We start from the raw sequence: 16,420 nt of genomic DNA, 5'->3' as shown, positions 1-16,420 counted from the left end.
ATGCGGGGATTTCTGGAGCTAGCCCGGTCAGACGGGTAGCGGCCTCGTATCCCTCCGGTGTAAAACGAGTAATAACTCAATAAATTCAATAATTTATTTGAATAGAAGGATTTTGTACAATCTTCAAGTATCCGTCAAGGCCGATTTGCCGCCCGCGTTGCCGCATTGCGCTGCGCGGGCGTTCCGGTGTCGGGGTTGGCGAGGGTTGGCCGCGCGTGCTACGCCGAAGGGATGACAGGCGATGTCCCCACGCTCGCGCCGATGCCGCGCGAGGCCGATCCTCAGGGCGAGGAGGCCATGGTCTCTGGCCCGCGGCCCGGCACTTATGCGCGTGGCACCGAAACGGTCGATGCGATTCTCAAGGCCGCGCACGATGTTCTGATCGAGGAGGGGGCGAGCGCTTTCACCATCCGCCGAATCGCCACCGCGAGCGGCATGAAGGTCGGCAATGTCAGCTATCATTTCCCGCGCAAGGAAATGCTCATCAAGATCATGCTCGACGAGCTGCTCGAAAGCTATGACAAGATCCTCGAGAGCCGCGTGCGTCAGCCCGAGCTCAGCGCCGAGGAGCGCTTGCGGCTGATCATCGTGATCTGCCTCGATGATATCGCCGGCAAGCGCACCACGCGCCTGTTCACCGAACTCTGGGCGCTGGCCAACCACAACGCCTTCGTCGCAGACCGGGTTCGCGCATTCTATCAGCGGGTGCACGATTTCATCGGAGAAGCGGTTGCCGCACTCAATCCGGCGCTCTCGCCCGAGGCAGTGCACACCGTTGCACTCTACATCAGCACGTCGATGGAAGGGACAACACCATTCCTCGGCTTCGAGAAACCATGGGCTGCCAAGATGCCTGTGATCACCGCGATTGCCGCAGACCATCTTGTCGCGCTGGCTCGCGAGATCCGGCCGGAGCAGCTTGCTCCGCAGGCCTGATCCGGGGTCACAAAGATGCCTCCTGCAATGTTTCGACAATTTCAGGACAAAGCGCTTGACTAAAACTGGACGTTCGTCAAAACTTTCTCGCAACCGCACAACGCGCGCCGGCTTGCCCTCGCCCGCCCCCTCTCAACCGGGTTCCGGCAGGGGCGTGGGGTCTACCGGCGGTACCGATCGTGCTCTTGGGTTCATGCGTTTCAGGCAAAAGGGGCCAGGCCAGATGAAGATGATGAAAGTTCAGGGCAAATCATCGCTCTCCGCCATGGGCAGGCGTACGGCGGCCGCCGCATGCGCGCTGGTTCTGGCCGGCACCGCCTCGGTTGCCCAGGCCAGCGATCCGCTGCCCACCGACCCGGAACTCGAAGCGGTCACGCTTTCCGCACCCAAGCCAAGCTGGGTGTTTGTCGAGCGCGGCTTCGTCGTTCCCGGCAACTCGATTTACGATACCGAGACCGGCAAGATGCTCGGCATGGTCGAAGCTTCGACCCTGTCCGACCTCGCGCTCGATCCGGCTGGCAAGGCCTACTACGTGTCGGAAACGATCTGGACCAAGGGTTGGCGCGGCACGCGCCAGGACATGATCACGGTCTATGATTCGGCGACGCTCAAGCTCAAGACCGAGATCACCATTCCCGGACGCATCCTGATCGGCGGCCGCAAGTTCAACTTCGTCATCAGTGACGAGGGCAAGACGGCCTATGTCTACAATCTTGACCCGGCCTCGTCGGTCAACATGGTGGATCTGGCGAAGGGCAAGTTCGTCAAGAAGATCGAACTGCCCGGCTGCGCCAGCCTGATGCCGGTTCCGGGCGTCGGCTTCTCGGCGCTCTGCTCCGACGGCTCGCTCGCTACGGTCAAGACCGGTGGCGCCAAGCCGGAGATCACCCGCACGGCGCCGTTCTTCTCGGCCACGAACGATCCGATCTTCGACAACTTCGGCTACGATCAGGCCAAGAAGCAGGCCGTGTTCCTGACCTACACCGGCCAGGTCTTCACTGCCGCACTCGGCGCCACGCCGACTGTTTCGGCCCCCTTCACGATTCAGGCCGCCGCCGGCGTATCACCTGCCGACACCAAGCCGCTCGACGTCCACTGGTACCCGGGCGCCCGTCAGGGCCTCGCGCTGCATCTCGCCACCGGCCATGCCTATGTGCTGATGCACCCCGGCGAATACTGGACACACAAGGAACCCGGCACCGAGGTGTGGGAACTTGATGTTGCGGCCAAGAAGGTCGTCAAGCGCATCCCGCTCGAGGATCCGGCCAGCGCCATCGCGGTGACGCAGGAAGCCAATCCCAAGCTCGTTCTGTCGGGCGAGAGCGGCGCTCTGTACATTCTCGACGCCAAGACCGGCGCAGAGAAGTTCAAGCTCGAGAAGTCGGCCGGCGGCGTGCTCAGGACGGTCGAGCCGCAGTGAGCGCTCCGGAGGTCATCACTTTTGGCGCCATCGGAACAGCCGGGCTTGGTGTGCTCGCTGCTGCCGGTGCGATGGGCGTCGGACTGGTGTTCCTCCAGGCCGCGCTGGCCAAACTTCGCCACCGCGAGCTGTTGTCCGGCGTGATCGCCAACTATCGCCTCTTGCCCGAGGCGCTTGTTGCACCCGCCGCGCTGCTACTTGCTCCGGCGGAAATCATGGTCGGCGCGGGCCTTTTGCTCAGCCGGCACTGGCTGGCCGCACTCGCGGCGATAGCGCTCCTGATCGTCTTTGCGGCGGCCATGGGCATCAATATCCTGCGGGGACGCAGCCAAATTGATTGCGGCTGCGGGCGCTCGCAACTTCGTCAGCAGCTGAGCTGGCTGCTGGTTTCGCGCAATCTGGTCCTCGCCGCGCTGCTCGTGCCGCTGCTGAGCCCGGGCACCGTGCCCGCGCCCGGCACGGCAGAGCTTGCGATCGCCTTTGCCGGTGGCCTTGCGGTCTTCGTCATTGTTCAGCTTTTCAACGCCATCGGGGCGCTTGCGGCATCGCCGCTGGCCACCCCGCGGAGGTAACCGATGCTGCTTTCCCTGCTCGTCTCCACGGTTCTGTCCTGGATCGTGATCCTGCTGCTGGGGGTCGCCGTACTGGCGCTCGCCCGGCAGGTCGGCGTGCTGCACATGCGCGTTGCTCCGGCCGGCGCCCTCACCACCGCGGCGGGCCCGGCGGTCGGCAGCAGTGCTGCCGCCATCCCGGTCACCACCATCGACGGGGTCAAGACAACGGTCGGCGGCCACCTCCACGGCGTGCCGCTCCGGCTCCTGATGTTCGTCTCGGCCTCCTGCCCGCTGTGCAAGAACCTCATTCCGATGGCCAAGTCCTTCGCCCGCGATGAGCGCGTGCAACTCATCTTCATCGGCGACGATGAGGTTTCGGTGCAGCGCGAGATGATCGCGCAGCAAGGTCTCGCCGCCTATCCGTTCATCAATGGCCCCGATGTCGGCCAGGCCTATGAAGTGGCCAAGCTGCCTTATGCGGTTTTGATGGACGAGCATGGCACCATTCTCTCGAAGGGGCTCGTCAACAGCCGGGAGCACCTCGAAAGCCTGGTCATCGCCCATGAAATGGGCATCGGCTCGGTGCAGGACTACATCGGCAAGCTCAAGGCTGTCGCAAACTGATCGCCCTCATTCATTTCAACGAACACGGTTCCAGCGCATAACAGGGGACAAGCTCATGAAGACCTTCAATCCCGACGCCATGGGCGAAAAGCTGCTCCGCCGCTTTGCCGGCGGGACCTCGCGCCGCGGCATTCTCGCCCGGCTCGGCCTCGCCCTCGTCGCAGCGCCTGCCTTCCCGCTTCTCCCGGTCAGCCGCGCGAGTGCGGCAAAGCCCGACCGCTCGCCCGAGGCGAAGACGACCTTCGCCCGCAACGCGCAGTCGACGGACGACACCAAGTGCACGTACTGGCGCTATTGCGCGATCGACGGCTCGCTGTGCTCGTGCTGCGGCGGCGCGGTCAATCGCTGCCCTCCGGGCGCCGAGCACTCGCCGGTTTCGTGGGTGGGCACCTGCATCAATCCCGACGACGGCCGCGCCTATCTGATCGCCTACCGCGATTGCTGCGGCAAGGCCTACTGCAACAAGTGCGATTGCGACGGCACTGACCGCGAGACGCAGCTTTACGTGCCGCAGCTCAACAACGACGTGATCTGGTGCTTCGGCACGACGAGCATGGAGTACCACTGCTCGACTGCCGTACTCGTCGGTACGGCCTGACATTCGGGCGGTCCGGGGGTTTCAGGGCGCGGCAGACAGGGCTATGAGCAAGCGCATGAAGACAAGCGCAGTCCTGATCGCCGCCGCTGCCCTGCTCGGTGCGCTGTCACTCAGCACGCTCCGCGCGGCCGAGCCGGACAATCATTCGCCTGATATCCCTGCGGCCGTGCGCCCGATGATGCAGGATCCGGAACTCGCGCAGAGCGATTTCATCGAGCAGTGCGCCGGTTGTCACGGGGTGCGCGGCTCGACGGTCCCGGCGCATCTGCCTGAAATCAAGGACCGCGTCGGCTGGTTCATGTGCACGCCGGAATCGCGCGCCTATCTGCTGCGCCTGCCCAATGTTGCGCACAGCCGGCTGACCGACAATGCCCAGCTGGCCGACCTCATGAACTACGTGGTCTTCGTGCTCGGCGGCAAGAGTGCGCCTGCGGGTACCAAACCCTTCACTGCTGATGAAGTGACCCGCGAGCGGCAGTTCCCGCTCACCAGCGGCTCACTCGCCGCAGAGCGGCTGCGGCTGGCGAATGAGGCGATCCGCAAGTGCCGCGCGCCTGCCTCGCTGCGGCTGCAATTCCCCGGCTCGGCGCAATGAGGGGCGTCCGCGCGTGATTGCGCACGATGATCGCAGCATTCTCGGCCTGCTCGTCTCGGGCGCGGCGGACAATGTCGATGGCGTCCTTGTCACCCTCACCGGCATCGAAGGCGCTTCCTCGCGCGGGGTCGGCGCGCAGATGGCAGTGCTCGCCGATGGCCGCCATGCCGGCTCGTTCTCCGGAGGCTGCATCGAGGCGGCGGTGATCGCCGAAGCGCTGGAGACTCTGGCGGCAAATCAGGGCCGCACGGTGCGCTACGGCGTCGGCTCACCTTATCTCGATATCCGCCTGCCCTGCGGTGGCGGCATCGATCTTCAGTTCACGCCGCGCCCCGACACCGCACTCCTGGCCGACGTTCTTACCCGGCTGGACCAGCGCGGCTCGGCTTCGCTGCGAATTGGCGAGAGCGGCCTTGCATGGGCCGATGCGCCCGGCGCCTCCGGTTTTCTGCGCGGCTTTGCCCCGCCGCTTCGGCTGGTCGCGCTAGGCCATGGTGAGGACCTCACCGCACTTGTCCGCCTCGCCCGCGCTTATGGCCTCGCTGTCGAGGCCTATGCACCTGCCAGTGATCACCACGCAGCCGCAGAGCCGGGGGTGAACCTGATTGCCAGCCGCACCGCTCTGCCAGCTTTGGCGGGCGATCCGTGGACCGCTTTCGTCTTCCTGTTCCACGATCACGACTGGGAGGAGCTGCTGCTTCCCCACGCGCTGGCGCAGGAGGGCTACTATCACGGCGCCGTAGGCAGCGCGCGCACGCACCGCGCCCGGCTTGAAGGGCTCCAGTCGATGGGCATCCCGCAGGCCCGGCTTGATGCCTTGCGCGGCGGGATCGGCCTCATTCCCGCGACGCGTGATCCGGCGACACTCGCCCTCTCGATCCTGGGCGAACTGGTGCAGGACTATCAGGCCTGCGCTGGCCTGCCCGGGTGGAGCGGCCGCGCGCCGGGCAGCAGCGCCCGGCCCGATGCCGCCCCCCGTGTGCCCAGCCGCCGCTGAACCAGGCTTTGCCGGTCTGGCGCTGGTCCTGCTCGCTGGCGGGCAAGGCACGCGCTTCGGTGGGGGTAAGCTAAAGGCACCGCTCGCCGGACATCCGCTCGCGCACCATGCCGCCGCCATGCTCGGCGCGCTCCCATTTGCGTTTCGCCTCGCCGTTATCGGCCCGGACGTGCCTGATCTGTCGGAGCTCGGTTATCGTGCAGTGCCGCTCGATCCGCCTGGCGCCCCCCAATCGCGCTCGCTAGCGCTCGGCGTCGCTGCCGCGCAGGCCGACGGTGCGCGCGCGGTGCTGGTCGCGCTGGCGGACATGCCGCTCGTGCCTGCGGAGCACATCCGCGCGCTCGTTGCCGCGTTCGATGGGGACCGCATCGCGACGGAGGCGCAAGGCACGATCATGCCCCCTGCGATCTTCGGCGCGCGCCACTTCGCCGCCCTGACGGCGCTGGCGGGCGATCGCGGCGGCGCGGCGCGGCTCAACGGTGCGGCCGCCGTGGCACTTGACCCCATGCTCGCGCTCGATGTGGATACGCCCGAAGACTTGGCCCGCGCTGCAGCCTGGCTCGCCGCCTGAGTCCTCAGGCGTCCAGCTCGAAGTGGAACACGCGGCTGGGGCCATCCTCAGGCAGAACGTACAGCTCGCGCCCCTCGATCGCCATGCCCTCGCCGGTCCACGGCCCGCCGCGCCCGAAGGGCCGCACCGGACCGATCGACCCAGCCTTGATGCTGCGCGTGAGCTTCATGGTGCGCGTGTCGATCCAATCCACCGTGCCGCTGAGCCAACTGGTGTTTCCTCCGGCAACCAGCTGTTCGCCGACGAACTTCATGTCCTGGTAGTGGGTTGCGGAAGGATTGGGCACAACGCGCACCGGCACGCCGCGCCGCAGATCGATCTCATAGAGCAGCCGGCTGTCCCAGTTGCCCGCCACCAGCCTGTCGCCCGATGCCGCGACGCAGCCGATGTGATCGGCAACCGCGATGCGGCGGCGCACCGTGAGCGTCGCGGCGTCGATCTCGACCAGCACGGCCGAGCTGTTCGCCCTCATCTCCGCCACCGGCACCCACAGTGAACCGCCCGACAGCGAGAGACCGCCGGGATGGTAACGCACCCCGTCGGTCAGCTCGAGGCGCCGCAGGAACCGGCCCGTCGCGCGATCAAACTCATGCAGCCACGCCCTGTTGGTGCCGTGATCGACCGAGGTGATCCAGATCCGTGTGGGGCCCAGCGCAAGGCCCTGCACATGGAACACCTCACCCTGAAGCTGAAGCGCGCCGAGAAGCCTTGCGTGCTCCATCGGTGCAGGATCCGGCCCGGGCGCGGCCGCGACCGAAAGACTGAAGATGGCATGAAGCATTGCTACAAAGCCGGTGCGAAAAAGCTTGCCGATCATCGTCGTGTTGCTTTCCGAAGCCCTTGGGTTTCGGCGCCCCGGTGACGTTGATTTGAGTCAGCAAGGTTTCTGTTCGCTGGATTTGTCGGATATCTGCAATAAAGCCCCGCTTTATCCCCAGATCACGCTGCGATGCAGCAATATGACACAAGAAGTGTGTCTAAAAAGCAACACCCGCCCACCGCCGTCAGAGCAGCGTGCGGGCCACAGCCTTGTGCCATCCGGCAACCAGGCTGGACCGCAGCTGTGCGTCCATTGCCGGATCAAAGCGGCGATCGCAGCCCCAGGTGCGCTCCAGCGCGTCAAGGTCGCTCCACACGCCCGTGGCGAGGCCCGCCAGGAAAGCTGCACCCAGCGCAGTCGTCTCGACGCTCACCGGCCGCTCCACCGGTGCCACCAGCACGTCGGCGAGGAACTGGCCGAGCCAGTCGTTGGCCGCCATGCCGCCATCGATCCTCAGCGCCGGGGCATCGGGCCCGGCATCCTCGCGCATCGCGTTGATCAGGTCGAGCGTCTGGTAGGCGACTGATTCGAGTGCGGCACGGGCGATATGCGCCTGACCCGCATCGAGCGTGAGCCCGCAGATCAGCCCCCGCGCATCGGGGTCCCAGTGCGGCGCGCCGAGGCCCACGAAGGCGGGGACCATATAGACGCCGTGATTGTCAGGCACGCGCACTGCCATATCCTGGGTATCGGAGGCGTGAGTGATGATCTTGAGGCCGTCGCGCAGCCACTTGACCGCCGCCCCGGCCACGAAGATCGCGCCTTCGAGCGCATAGGTCGGCTGCCCGTTCAGGCGGTACGCCACGGTCGTCAGCATGCGGCTCTTAGAGGCGATGGGCTTGCCGCCGATGTTCATGAGCGCAAAGGCGCCGGTACCATAGGTCGATTTGGTCATGCCCGGACGGAAGCAGGCCTGCCCGAAAAGGGCCGCCTGCTGGTCGCCAGCCATGCCGGCGATCGGGATCGCGCGGCCGAGGATCGCGGGATCGGATTCACCGAAGATGTACGAATTGTCGTGAACTTCGGGAAGCACCGAGGCCGGCACGCGCAGCAGGCGAAGAAGCTCCTCGTCCCAAGCCTGCGCGCCGATATCGAACATCAAGGTGCGCGAGGCATTGGTCGGATCGGTCGCATGGACCTTGCCGCGCGTAAGGCGCGAGAGGAGGAAGCAATCGATGGTGCCGAAGGCGAGCTCGCCCCGCTCCGCCGCCGCGCGCGCGCCGACGACTTCGTCGAGAATCCACGCAAGCTTGGTGCCCGAGAAATAGGGATCGAGCAGAAGGCCAGTCTTGGCGGCGAACAGCGGCTCGGCCCCGTCCGCCTTGAGCCTTGCACAGGTATCGGCGGTGCGCCGGTCCTGCCACACGATCGCGCGGTGAACCGGCTTGCCGCTTGCGCGCTCCCATACCGCCACGGTTTCGCGCTGGTTGGTGATGCCGATCGCAGCAATATCGGCCACGTCAATCCCGGCTTTGGCGACCGCATCTCGGAGCACCGTGACGGCATCCTGCCAGATGTCCTCGAGATCATGCTCGACCCAGCCCGAAGCCGGATAGTGCTGCGCAAATTCGCGCTGCGCAACGGCTACGGGCGTGGCCGCCGCATCGAACACGATGCAGCGGGTCGAGGTCGTGCCCTGATCGAGCGCCAGGATATAGGGTGCCTGCATGGGATCTCTCCTTTACCTGCCATTCTCTGCGGAATTGCGGGCCAGACCGGAAGCACCCTTTGCGCGATGGCCATAGAATTTTGATATTGGCCGAACCGCGCGGTCCCTATTTGCCCGCGCGCTTGTAGACGAGCTTCCCGCCGAGGAAGGTCATGTCGACCTTGCCGGTGAGGAATGTCTCCTCCGGCGCGGTCAGCGGATCGAAGGGCAACACGATCATGTCCGCCAGCTTGCCAGCCTCGAGGGTGCCCTTCTCGTTCTCCTCCCACGAGAGATAAGGCCCGTTCGCGGTGTACATCCGGATCGCCTCCTGGCGGGACACGGCTTCCTCCGCCCCGCGCACCGCGCCGGTCGGCCCCTTGCGAGTAACGGCGGCATAGAGCCCGACAAGCGGACCAATCGGCAGATTGTCGCTGCTGAAAGCCATGAACAGGCCGAATTTCTTGACCGGGGTGGAAATTGCGTTGTTGTGCGCCAGCCGCCAATCGTCGAGCAGCGCGGAATAGCGATCATCGAGATTGTAGAGGAAGTTGGGCTGCTGCGCGATCATCACGTGATCCTGCGCCATCGTCGCCATGGTGTCGTCGGGCGGCATGATCGTGAAATGGTCGGTGAACCAGCGCCGGTCGTTGGGGCCATGCGCGGGATCGGGGATCGTGGTCAGCGCATTGTGATAGGCCTTGATCGTCTGGACGATGGCGGCATCGCCGATGGCATGAAGGCCCATCTGCCAGCCCAGCTTGGCCGCACTGTCGACCAGTTCCTGCAGCTGCGCGTCGGTAAAGCGGCCCTTGCCGCGAAAGCCCGGTTGGCCCTTGTAGTCCGCCAGCAGCCATGCAGTCGGCCCTGTGAATCCGCCGTCGACCGCGTTCTCGCCAATCGCGCCGAGCCGCAGGTGATTGTCGCCATAACCGGTGTGATAGGGGAAGGCCTTGAGCCGCTCGGCGCCGGGATGGATGATATACATCGTGATGCGCGGCAGCTCATTGCCCATCGCCGCGTAGATCTCTCTCGCGCGCTTCCAGGTCATGTTGGACTGGCCCCACAGCGGATCGAGGTCCTTGCTGGTAGTGCCGCCCTTGTCAGCGGGCTCGTCGTCGATGGTGCCGCTGGCATCGTGGAGGCTGGTGATACCCAGCGCGAGCATCTCCTTGAGCCAGGTGATCGTCGGCCCGCGCATTGCCGCCCAGCCGGGATCGGGAATGAACTTCGAAACAATGTCCATGCGCTCGCGGATGATGCCGCTGAGTTCCCCCGCAGCGTCATGCTCGATCAGGCCGGTGGCGGGATCGGGCGTGTTGCGGTCCACTTTGGCGATCTTGAACGCCGCCGAATTGTAGGCAGCCGAGTGCGAACCGGCGCGCAGCAAGGCGACCGGATTGTTCGGCGCCGCCGCATCAAGATCGGCGCGCGACAAGTTGCGCTTCTCGGCAAAGTTCGATTCCTGCCAGCCATAGCCGGTGATCCACTTGCCCGGCCCCAGCTGCTTCGCCTTGGCGCGCAGCATGGCCTGTACTTCGGTAATGCTCTTGGCGGTTTCCACCGCGATATCATTGGGCGAAACGGGCTTGGGGTGGACGTGCGTATCGGTGAAGCCGGGCATCAGGGTGCGCCCGCCGAGATCGATCATCTTGGGCGCCGAATAAGCCTCAAGCAGCTCCTCGCCGCCCACCGCGACAATACGTTCGCCTTTCACCGCCACCGCCGTCTTCAGCGTGAAGGCCCGGTCTACCGTGATGACCTGGGCGTGGTGGAGAATGAGGTCGACCGCTTCCTTGGCCCAGGCATTGCCCGCCGGCAGCGCCAGTGTCGCCGCAATCAGTCCGCTCCAAAGCCCCTTGCCGATGCGCGAAACAGCCATGTCGTTACCCCCAACCCTGAACATTTGTCCTAAGTCGTATCAAGCAGGCTGCACGCTGTCGAATCCCCAGGTTGGAACTTTATCCCCACCATCGTCATTGCGAGCGTAGCGAAGCAATCCAGAGCGGCAGAACACGACGGCTCTGGATTGCTTCGCTACGCTCGCAATGACGAAATGACGGGAGCAGATGCGTTGAGAATGTCATCAACTGCGGTCCCGGACCAGAGCAACCCTCAGCACTCGACGACGTTGACCGCGAGCCCGCCCTGCGAGGTTTCCTTGTACTTGTCGCGCATGTCGAAACCGGTCTGGCGCATCGTCTCGATCACTTTGTCGAGGCTGACCATATGCTGCCCATCGCCCAGCAGCGCGAGGCGCGAGGCATCGATCGCCTTCACCGCGCCCATCGCATTGCGTTCGATGCAGGGGATCTGGACAAGGCCGCCGACCGGATCGCAGGTGAGCCCGAGATTGTGCTCCATGCCGATTTCGGCGGCGTTCTCGATCTGCGCGTTGGTGCCGCCCAGCACCGCCGTCAGCCCCGCCGCCGCCATCGAACAGGCGACGCCGACTTCGCCCTGACAGCCGACTTCGGCGCCCGAGATCGAGGCATTGCGCTTGTACAGCGCGCCGATGGCCGCTGCCGTCAGTAGGAACACGCGCCGCCCGGCCGTGTCGCCGCGATAGCAGCGCTCGTAATAGCGCAGCACCGCCGGGATGATCCCCGCCGCGCCATTGGTCGGCGCGGTCACCACACGGCCGCCTGCCGCGTTCTCCTCATTGACTGCCATGGCCCAGAGGTTGATCCAGTCGAGCACCACCAGCGGATCGCTCAGCGCTGCCTGCTGGCGCGCGACCAGTTCCGCCGCGATGGCCTGGGCCCGGCGCTTTACCCTGAGGCCGCCCGGCAGCACCCCGCCCTGCGATGTGCCGCGATCGATACAGGCCGCCATCGTATCGGCGAGCAGATCGAGCCCTGCCTCCACTTCGGCAAGCGGGCGCAGCGCCGTCTCGTTCGCCAGCATGAGGTCGGCAATCGAAAGCCTGGCCTCACCTGCCATGGCGACAAGTTCATCGCCGGTGGTGAAGGGGTATGGGACCGGCGCGGTATCGCCTGCAGGTGCATTGCGGCCCGCCTCGTCCTCGTCGAGCACGAAACCGCCGCCCACCGAATAGTAGAACCGCCGCAGCAGCACGCTGTCATCCGCCCCGAACGCCGTCAGCGCCATGGCATTGCTGTGGAACGGCTGCCGCTCGCGCTGATGGAAATGGAGATCGTCGGCAGGCGCGAACCGCACACGGTGATGGCCGAGCAGATCGATCTGCCCGGCAGCATGGACGGCTTCGATTTTCGCGGGCGCCGCATCGATATCGATCACCGACGGCGTCTCGCCCATCAGCCCCAGCAGCACCGCAGTATCGGAGGCATGCCCCTTCCCCGTGAGCGCCAGCGAGCCGTAGAGATCTACCTCGACCCGGCGCGTGCCGGCCAGCAGCCCGCGCTCTTCCAGCAGCAGCCCGAACCGCCGCGCCGCGACCATCGGCCCTACGGTATGCGAGCTCGAAGGCCCGATGCCGATCTTGAACAGCTCGAAGGTCGAGACAGTCATGCCGGATCGGCCGGAGCCCGCTCCGGGATGGCGGCGATCAGCGGCTCGTGCTTGTAGTAGTCCAGAACACGCAGCAGATCGGCCCCGGATAAGCCGATTGTTGCCGTGTTGCGCATCGGATGGACGTACACCATGTCTTCCGCGGCGAGGTCCTCGTCCAGCACGACCCGCACCTCGTTCAAGATGTCACACCTGACGCCAAGCGGTGTGACCGAGCCGGGAGTTACGCCGAGGTGGGCCGTCATGTCTTCGGCCTTTCCGAAGCTCAGCTTCTTCGCGCCGATCGCTCCGGCCAGCGCTTTCAGATCGACACGCTTGGAATGCTCGACCGTCACCAGCCAAAATTGGCCGCCGCTATCCTTGAGGAACAGGTTCTTGGTGTGCCCACCCGGCAGCGCATCATGGATGGCAAGGCTTTCCTCAACAGTGAAAACAGCCTCATGCTCGAGAATTGACCACTCAATCCCAAGATAGGCCAGCTCCTCCTTCAGCGCTGCATCACTCATTTCGCCGACCCATGCATCGCGGCAACAAACGCATGCCACAGCCAGGTCGCAAAGCTGCGCCAGACTTCCACATGCCAGCGGTCCTCCGCCTCGCGCCAGACCACGATCTCCACGGTCTCGAACACCGTCCGCGTTGCGCGGTCGACGCTCATCTTCGCCAGATCCAGCGGGCAGCCGCTGGAAAGCACCGCCAGAGCGCCCGGGCCTTCGAGGACGAGGCCGAGCGCGCGCGAGGACACATCGACCACGCTGACTGGCAGCCCCTCACCGCGTGGCAGGTCGAAGTTATCGGGCAGCACGACATACCATTCGTCCGGCCCAAGGCAGGCGATGCCCGCATCAGTGTCGCCGATCTTGCGGGGAAGCGAACGCCCCAGCACGCCCTCCAGCACCGCCGGATCGCGCGCGCGCATCGAATAGCGGACCTTGCCGTCCGCCAGCGACACCCGCACGCCCGCAGCCTCAACCGGCTCTGTGCCCAGCTTCAGCTCTGCCGCCGAAACCGCGATTTCTGCGATCTCAACCATTCAGGCGGCTCCCTTCGGCATCATAGAACATCGGCGCGACGACCTTGGCGCTGATCACGCCGCCCGGCATCGGAATGTGCAACGTCTCGCCCATCCGGTCGCGGCCACCAGCCACCAACGCCATCGCGATGGAGCGGCCGAGCGTCGCGCTGTGATAGGATGACGTCACATGCCCGATCATCTTCATCGGCACGGGCTGATTGGGATCGGCCACAATCTGCGCGCCTTCCTCCAGCACCGCCTGCGGATCATCGGTGAGCAAGCCCACCAGCTGCTTGCGCCCCGGCGCGACGATATCGGGCCGCGCCAGCGAGCGCTTGCCGACGAAATCGGGCTTCTTCTTGCCGACCGCCCAGCCAAGGCCGGCATCGTCCGGCGTCACCGTCCCGTCGGTATCCTGCCCGACGATGATGAAGCCCTTCTCGGCGCGCAGCACGTGCATCGTCTCGGTGCCGTAGGCGACTGCGCCGTGCTTCTGCCCCTCGGCCCAGATCGCTTCCCACACCATGCGGCCATGCTCGGCCGGCACATTGACTTCGAAGCCCAGTTCGCCGGTGAAGCTCACACGGAACAGCCGCGTTTCCACGCCGCAGATATGACCCTCGCGCACCGACATATGCGGGAACGCTTCCGGCGAAAGGTCGATCCCCTCGACCAGCGGCGCGATCACCCGGCGGGCCTTGGGGCCCTGCACCGCGATCACGGACCACTGCTCGGTCGTGCTGGTGAGCCAGACATCGAGGTCCGACCACTCGGTCTGGAGGTAGTCCTCCATCATGTTCAGCACGCGCGCTGCGCCGCCGGTGGTGGTCGTCAGGTGGAAGCGGTCTGGCGCAAGCCGCGCCGAAACGCCGTCGTCGATGATGAACCCATGCTCGCCCAGCAGCAGGCCGTAGCGGCACCGACCCGGCTCCAGCGACTTCCACGGGTTCGTGTACATGCGGTTGAGAAATTCCGCCGCATCAGGACCGACTACCTCGATCTTGCCGAGCGTCGAGGCATCGAACACGCCGACCGCAGAGCGCACCGTGCGGCACTCGCGCGCGACCGCTGCGTTCATGTCCTCGCTGCCCTGCGGGAAGTACCGCGCACGCCGCCACTGCGCGACGTTCTCGTAGACCGCGTCGTGATCCGCCGCCCAGTCGTCGATCGCCGTCTTGCGCAAGGGCTGGAACAGCGCCTCCTTGTGATGCCCCAGCATCGCGCCGAAGCTCTGCGGTGTGTAAGGCGGGCGGAACGTCGTCAGGCCGATCTCGGTGACCGGCCGCGAGAGCACGCCCGAGGCGATCTGCAAACCATTGAGGTTCGAGGTCTTGCCCTGATCGGTCGCCATGCCGTTGGTGGTGTAGCGCTTGATGTGCTCGATCGAGCGGAAGCCCTCCTGCACCGCCAGACCGATATCGCGCGCCTTCACGTCGTTCTGAAAATCGACGAAGGCCTTGCTTTCATGCAGCGGCTTTGGCGCGGGCAGCAGCCCGACGGAGAGGCCCTTGCCGAAGTCCCAATCGCCCGCGCAGGCACCGACGCAGCGCAGGTTCTCATGCGTCTTGTCAGGCAGGAACGCGCCCCAGTTTTCATCCCAGCGCAGCGTGCCCTTGGCGTGGCTCCAGAGGTGGACCGTGGGCGTCCAGCCGCCAGCCATCAGCATGGCGTCGCATTCCAGCTTCTGGCCCTTGCCGACGCCCGCGAGCGCTATCGTCACGCCGTTCACCGCCTGGCCACCGGAAACACCCGTCACCGCATAGCCCTGATAGCAGGCGATCCGCGCCGCACGCGCGCCTTCGATCAGGTCTGCCGCAACATCGCGCCGGATGTCGACAATTGCCGCAATCGGCACGCCCACCGCATGAAGCGCGAGCGCATCGCGCCAACCACTGTCATGCACCGCCATGACCACGACCTTGCGCCCCACCGCAACGCCATAGCGCAGCGCAAAGGTCTTCGCTGCGCTCGCGAGCATCACGCCGGGCACATCGTTGCCCTCAAACACCAGCGGCCGCTCGATCGCGCCCATGGCGAGAACGACTTCGCCCGCGCGGATGCGCCACAGTTTCTCGCGGGGGCCATGCGCCCCGTCCACCGGCAGATGGTCGGTCAGCCGCTCGGCCGCGACGACGAAGTTCTGGTGATAGTGGCCGATTGCCGTCGTGCGCGAGAGGACGGTAACGTTGTCCATCGCCGCCAGCTTGGCCGAGGCTTCGGCCAGCCACGCCCACTGCGCCGGATCGCTGAGCGCGCCGCCGCCGATCTCTTCCTGCTCATCGATCAGGAACACCCGGCCGCCATTGGCTGCCGCTTCCAGCGCGGCAGCAATGCCCGCGGGCCCCGCGCCGACGACCAGCGTTTCGCAATGCGCATAAGTCGCGTCATAGTGATCGGGATCGCGCGTTGTCGGGCTGTCACCCAGACCCGCAAGGCGGCGGATGATCGGCTCGTAGACCTTCTCCCATGCCGCGCGCGGCCACATGAAGGTCTTGTTGTAGAACCCCGCCGGGAAGAAGGCGGAAAAGACGTTGTTGACCGCGATCAGGTCTGTCTTGAGCGTCGGAAAGCGGTTCTGGCTGGTTGCCTTGAGGCCGTCATGCAGCGCCACCGAAGGCGCGCGCAGGTTCGGCGTTACCCGGCCCGGGCCGCGATCCACCGTCACCAGCGCATTGGGCTCTTCCACGCCCGCGCCCAGAATGCCGCGCGGCCGGTGATACTTGAACGAACGCCCGAACAGCATCTGCCCCTGCGCCAGCAGCGCGGAGGCGAGGCTGTCCCCGGCATAGCCCCAGCGGGCCTTGCCATCGAAGGTGAAATTGCGCTTCGTGCGGCGGTCGATCCGCCCGCCGTCTGCCAACCGGAAACCGCTCATCGGCGCGGCTCCCCGGCCTTGTAGGTTGTTTCAAAAACGTCCGTCACCGTATCGCGCACCGCATTGAAGAAGCGCCCGCAGCCATGCGTGTGCCGCCAGCGCTCATGGTGCCGCCCGCGCGGGTTGTTGCGGATGTAGAGGAGCTTTTCCCACTCGGCGTCCGAATAGGTCGAAGGATCGACGGGCCGCGCGATATGCGCCTCGCCGCCATAGACGAACTCGACCTCGGGCCGCGCCTCTTCGCAATAGGGGCAGTGAATCAGCAGCATGTCTCG

The 16,420-nt window shown here is 65.6% G+C and carries 16 protein-coding genes; 8 read left to right on the top strand and 8 right to left on the bottom strand.

The genetic code is table 11. The annotated features are described in order from the left end of the window. Positions 1-231 precede the first annotated feature (231 nt). The 8 genes from WCL10_RS12430 to WCL10_RS12395 all read left to right on the top strand — a co-directional run bounded on the left by WCL10_RS12430 (position 232) and on the right by WCL10_RS12395 (position 6,295). Positions 232-936 carry a TetR family transcriptional regulator C-terminal domain-containing protein gene (locus tag WCL10_RS12430; RefSeq protein ID WP_336895965.1) on the top strand — a complete coding sequence of 235 codons (705 nt, stop codon included), beginning with the start codon at positions 232-234 and terminating at the stop codon, positions 934-936. Between the two features lie 223 nt (positions 937-1,159). After that, positions 1,160-2,356, top strand: coding sequence for an amine dehydrogenase large subunit (locus WCL10_RS12425; protein WP_336895964.1), 1,197 nt, complete (start codon positions 1,160-1,162; stop codon positions 2,354-2,356). Then, positions 2,353-2,928 carry a MauE/DoxX family redox-associated membrane protein gene (locus tag WCL10_RS12420; protein ID WP_336895963.1) on the top strand — a complete coding sequence of 192 codons (576 nt, stop codon included), beginning with the start codon at positions 2,353-2,355 and terminating at the stop codon, positions 2,926-2,928. Before WCL10_RS12425 ends, WCL10_RS12420 begins: the two co-directional genes overlap by 4 nt. A gap of 3 nt (positions 2,929-2,931) precedes the next feature. After that, positions 2,932-3,534, top strand: coding sequence for a methylamine utilization protein MauD (locus tag WCL10_RS12415; protein ID WP_336895962.1), 603 nt, complete (start codon positions 2,932-2,934; stop codon positions 3,532-3,534). A gap of 55 nt (positions 3,535-3,589) precedes the next feature. After that, on the top strand, positions 3,590-4,132 hold the full coding sequence (locus WCL10_RS12410; protein WP_336895961.1) for a methylamine dehydrogenase light chain: 543 nt from the start codon (positions 3,590-3,592) through the stop codon (positions 4,130-4,132). A gap of 55 nt (positions 4,133-4,187) precedes the next feature. Further along, positions 4,188-4,727, top strand: coding sequence for a cytochrome C (locus WCL10_RS12405; protein ID WP_336895960.1), 540 nt, complete (start codon positions 4,188-4,190; stop codon positions 4,725-4,727). 13 nt (positions 4,728-4,740) lie between these two features. Beyond that, complete coding sequence (locus tag WCL10_RS12400; protein ID WP_336895959.1) at positions 4,741-5,724, top strand: XdhC family protein; 984 nt, start codon at positions 4,741-4,743, stop codon at positions 5,722-5,724. Beyond that, positions 5,693-6,295: an NTP transferase domain-containing protein gene (locus WCL10_RS12395; RefSeq protein WP_336895958.1), complete on the top strand. Its 603-nt coding sequence runs from the start codon at positions 5,693-5,695 to the stop codon at positions 6,293-6,295. The genes WCL10_RS12400 and WCL10_RS12395 overlap by 32 nt, the downstream gene beginning before the upstream one ends. A gap of 4 nt (positions 6,296-6,299) precedes the next feature. Here WCL10_RS12395 and WCL10_RS12390 read toward each other — a convergent pair whose 3' ends face one another. The 8 genes from WCL10_RS12390 to WCL10_RS12355 form a co-directional block, all read right to left on the bottom strand. After that, a complete protein-coding gene (locus WCL10_RS12390; protein WP_336895957.1) occupies positions 6,300-7,112 on the bottom strand; it encodes a DUF6454 family protein in 813 nt (270 codons plus the stop codon). 187 nt (positions 7,113-7,299) lie between these two features. Next, the gene (gene glpK, locus WCL10_RS12385; protein WP_336895956.1) at positions 7,300-8,784 is read right to left on the bottom strand and encodes a glycerol kinase GlpK; all 1,485 of its coding nucleotides are present in this window, start codon (positions 8,782-8,784) and stop codon (positions 7,300-7,302) included. A 106-nt stretch (positions 8,785-8,890) separates the two neighbouring features. After that, positions 8,891-10,645 (bottom strand): amidohydrolase, encoded by a 1,755-nt coding sequence (locus WCL10_RS12380; RefSeq protein WP_336895955.1) that lies wholly within the window; start codon positions 10,643-10,645, stop codon positions 8,891-8,893. Between the two features lie 233 nt (positions 10,646-10,878). After that, on the bottom strand, positions 10,879-12,255 hold the full coding sequence (locus WCL10_RS12375; RefSeq protein ID WP_336895954.1) for an L-serine ammonia-lyase: 1,377 nt from the start codon (positions 12,253-12,255) through the stop codon (positions 10,879-10,881). After that, the gene (locus tag WCL10_RS12370) at positions 12,252-12,761 is read right to left on the bottom strand and encodes a prolyl-tRNA synthetase associated domain-containing protein (protein WP_336895953.1); all 510 of its coding nucleotides are present in this window, start codon (positions 12,759-12,761) and stop codon (positions 12,252-12,254) included. Before WCL10_RS12370 ends, WCL10_RS12375 begins: the two co-directional genes overlap by 4 nt. Beyond that, entirely contained in the window at positions 12,758-13,288 is a 531-nt protein-coding gene (locus WCL10_RS12365; RefSeq protein ID WP_336895952.1) for a sarcosine oxidase subunit gamma family protein, read from the bottom strand. Before WCL10_RS12365 ends, WCL10_RS12370 begins: the two co-directional genes overlap by 4 nt. Next, positions 13,281-16,145, bottom strand: a complete 2,865-nt coding sequence (locus WCL10_RS12360; RefSeq protein ID WP_336895951.1) for a glycine cleavage T C-terminal barrel domain-containing protein — start codon at positions 16,143-16,145, stop codon at positions 13,281-13,283. Before WCL10_RS12360 ends, WCL10_RS12365 begins: the two co-directional genes overlap by 8 nt. Beyond that, the gene (locus WCL10_RS12355; RefSeq protein ID WP_336895950.1) at positions 16,142-16,414 is read right to left on the bottom strand and encodes a sarcosine oxidase subunit delta; all 273 of its coding nucleotides are present in this window, start codon (positions 16,412-16,414) and stop codon (positions 16,142-16,144) included. Before WCL10_RS12355 ends, WCL10_RS12360 begins: the two co-directional genes overlap by 4 nt. Between the last annotated feature and the right edge of the window lie 6 nt (positions 16,415-16,420).

Source organism: Novosphingobium sp. (genome assembly GCF_037133355.1).
GTDB lineage: Bacteria > Pseudomonadota > Alphaproteobacteria > Sphingomonadales > Sphingomonadaceae > Novosphingobium.
The sequence above is the reverse complement of the archived record's forward strand: the minus strand, read 5'-3'. Positions and strand labels throughout refer to the sequence as shown.

What these genes read in the sequence shown, in the direction of transcription:
- WCL10_RS12430 (WP_336895965.1), top strand. Translation starts at nt 232, where the DNA reads ATGACAGGCGATGTCCCCACGCTCGCGCCGATGCCGCGCGAGGCCGAT.
- WCL10_RS12425 (WP_336895964.1), top strand. Translation starts at nt 1,160, where the DNA reads ATGAAGATGATGAAAGTTCAGGGCAAATCATCGCTCTCCGCCATGGGC.
- WCL10_RS12415 (WP_336895962.1), top strand. Translation starts at nt 2,932, where the DNA reads ATGCTGCTTTCCCTGCTCGTCTCCACGGTTCTGTCCTGGATCGTGATC.
- WCL10_RS12410 (WP_336895961.1), top strand. Translation starts at nt 3,590, where the DNA reads ATGAAGACCTTCAATCCCGACGCCATGGGCGAAAAGCTGCTCCGCCGC.
- WCL10_RS12405 (WP_336895960.1), top strand. Translation starts at nt 4,188, where the DNA reads ATGAAGACAAGCGCAGTCCTGATCGCCGCCGCTGCCCTGCTCGGTGCG.
- WCL10_RS12395 (WP_336895958.1), top strand. Translation starts at nt 5,693, where the DNA reads ATGCCGCCCCCCGTGTGCCCAGCCGCCGCTGAACCAGGCTTTGCCGGT.
- WCL10_RS12390 (WP_336895957.1), bottom strand. Translation starts at nt 7,112, where the DNA reads ATGATCGGCAAGCTTTTTCGCACCGGCTTTGTAGCAATGCTTCATGCC.
- glpK (WP_336895956.1), bottom strand. Translation starts at nt 8,784, where the DNA reads ATGCAGGCACCCTATATCCTGGCGCTCGATCAGGGCACGACCTCGACC.
- WCL10_RS12380 (WP_336895955.1), bottom strand. Translation starts at nt 10,645, where the DNA reads ATGGCTGTTTCGCGCATCGGCAAGGGGCTTTGGAGCGGACTGATTGCG.
- WCL10_RS12375 (WP_336895954.1), bottom strand. Translation starts at nt 12,255, where the DNA reads ATGACTGTCTCGACCTTCGAGCTGTTCAAGATCGGCATCGGGCCTTCG.
- WCL10_RS12370 (WP_336895953.1), bottom strand. Translation starts at nt 12,761, where the DNA reads ATGAGTGATGCAGCGCTGAAGGAGGAGCTGGCCTATCTTGGGATTGAG.
- WCL10_RS12365 (WP_336895952.1), bottom strand. Translation starts at nt 13,288, where the DNA reads ATGGTTGAGATCGCAGAAATCGCGGTTTCGGCGGCAGAGCTGAAGCTG.
- WCL10_RS12360 (WP_336895951.1), bottom strand. Translation starts at nt 16,145, where the DNA reads ATGAGCGGTTTCCGGTTGGCAGACGGCGGGCGGATCGACCGCCGCACG.
- WCL10_RS12355 (WP_336895950.1), bottom strand. Translation starts at nt 16,414, where the DNA reads ATGCTGCTGATTCACTGCCCCTATTGCGAAGAGGCGCGGCCCGAGGTC.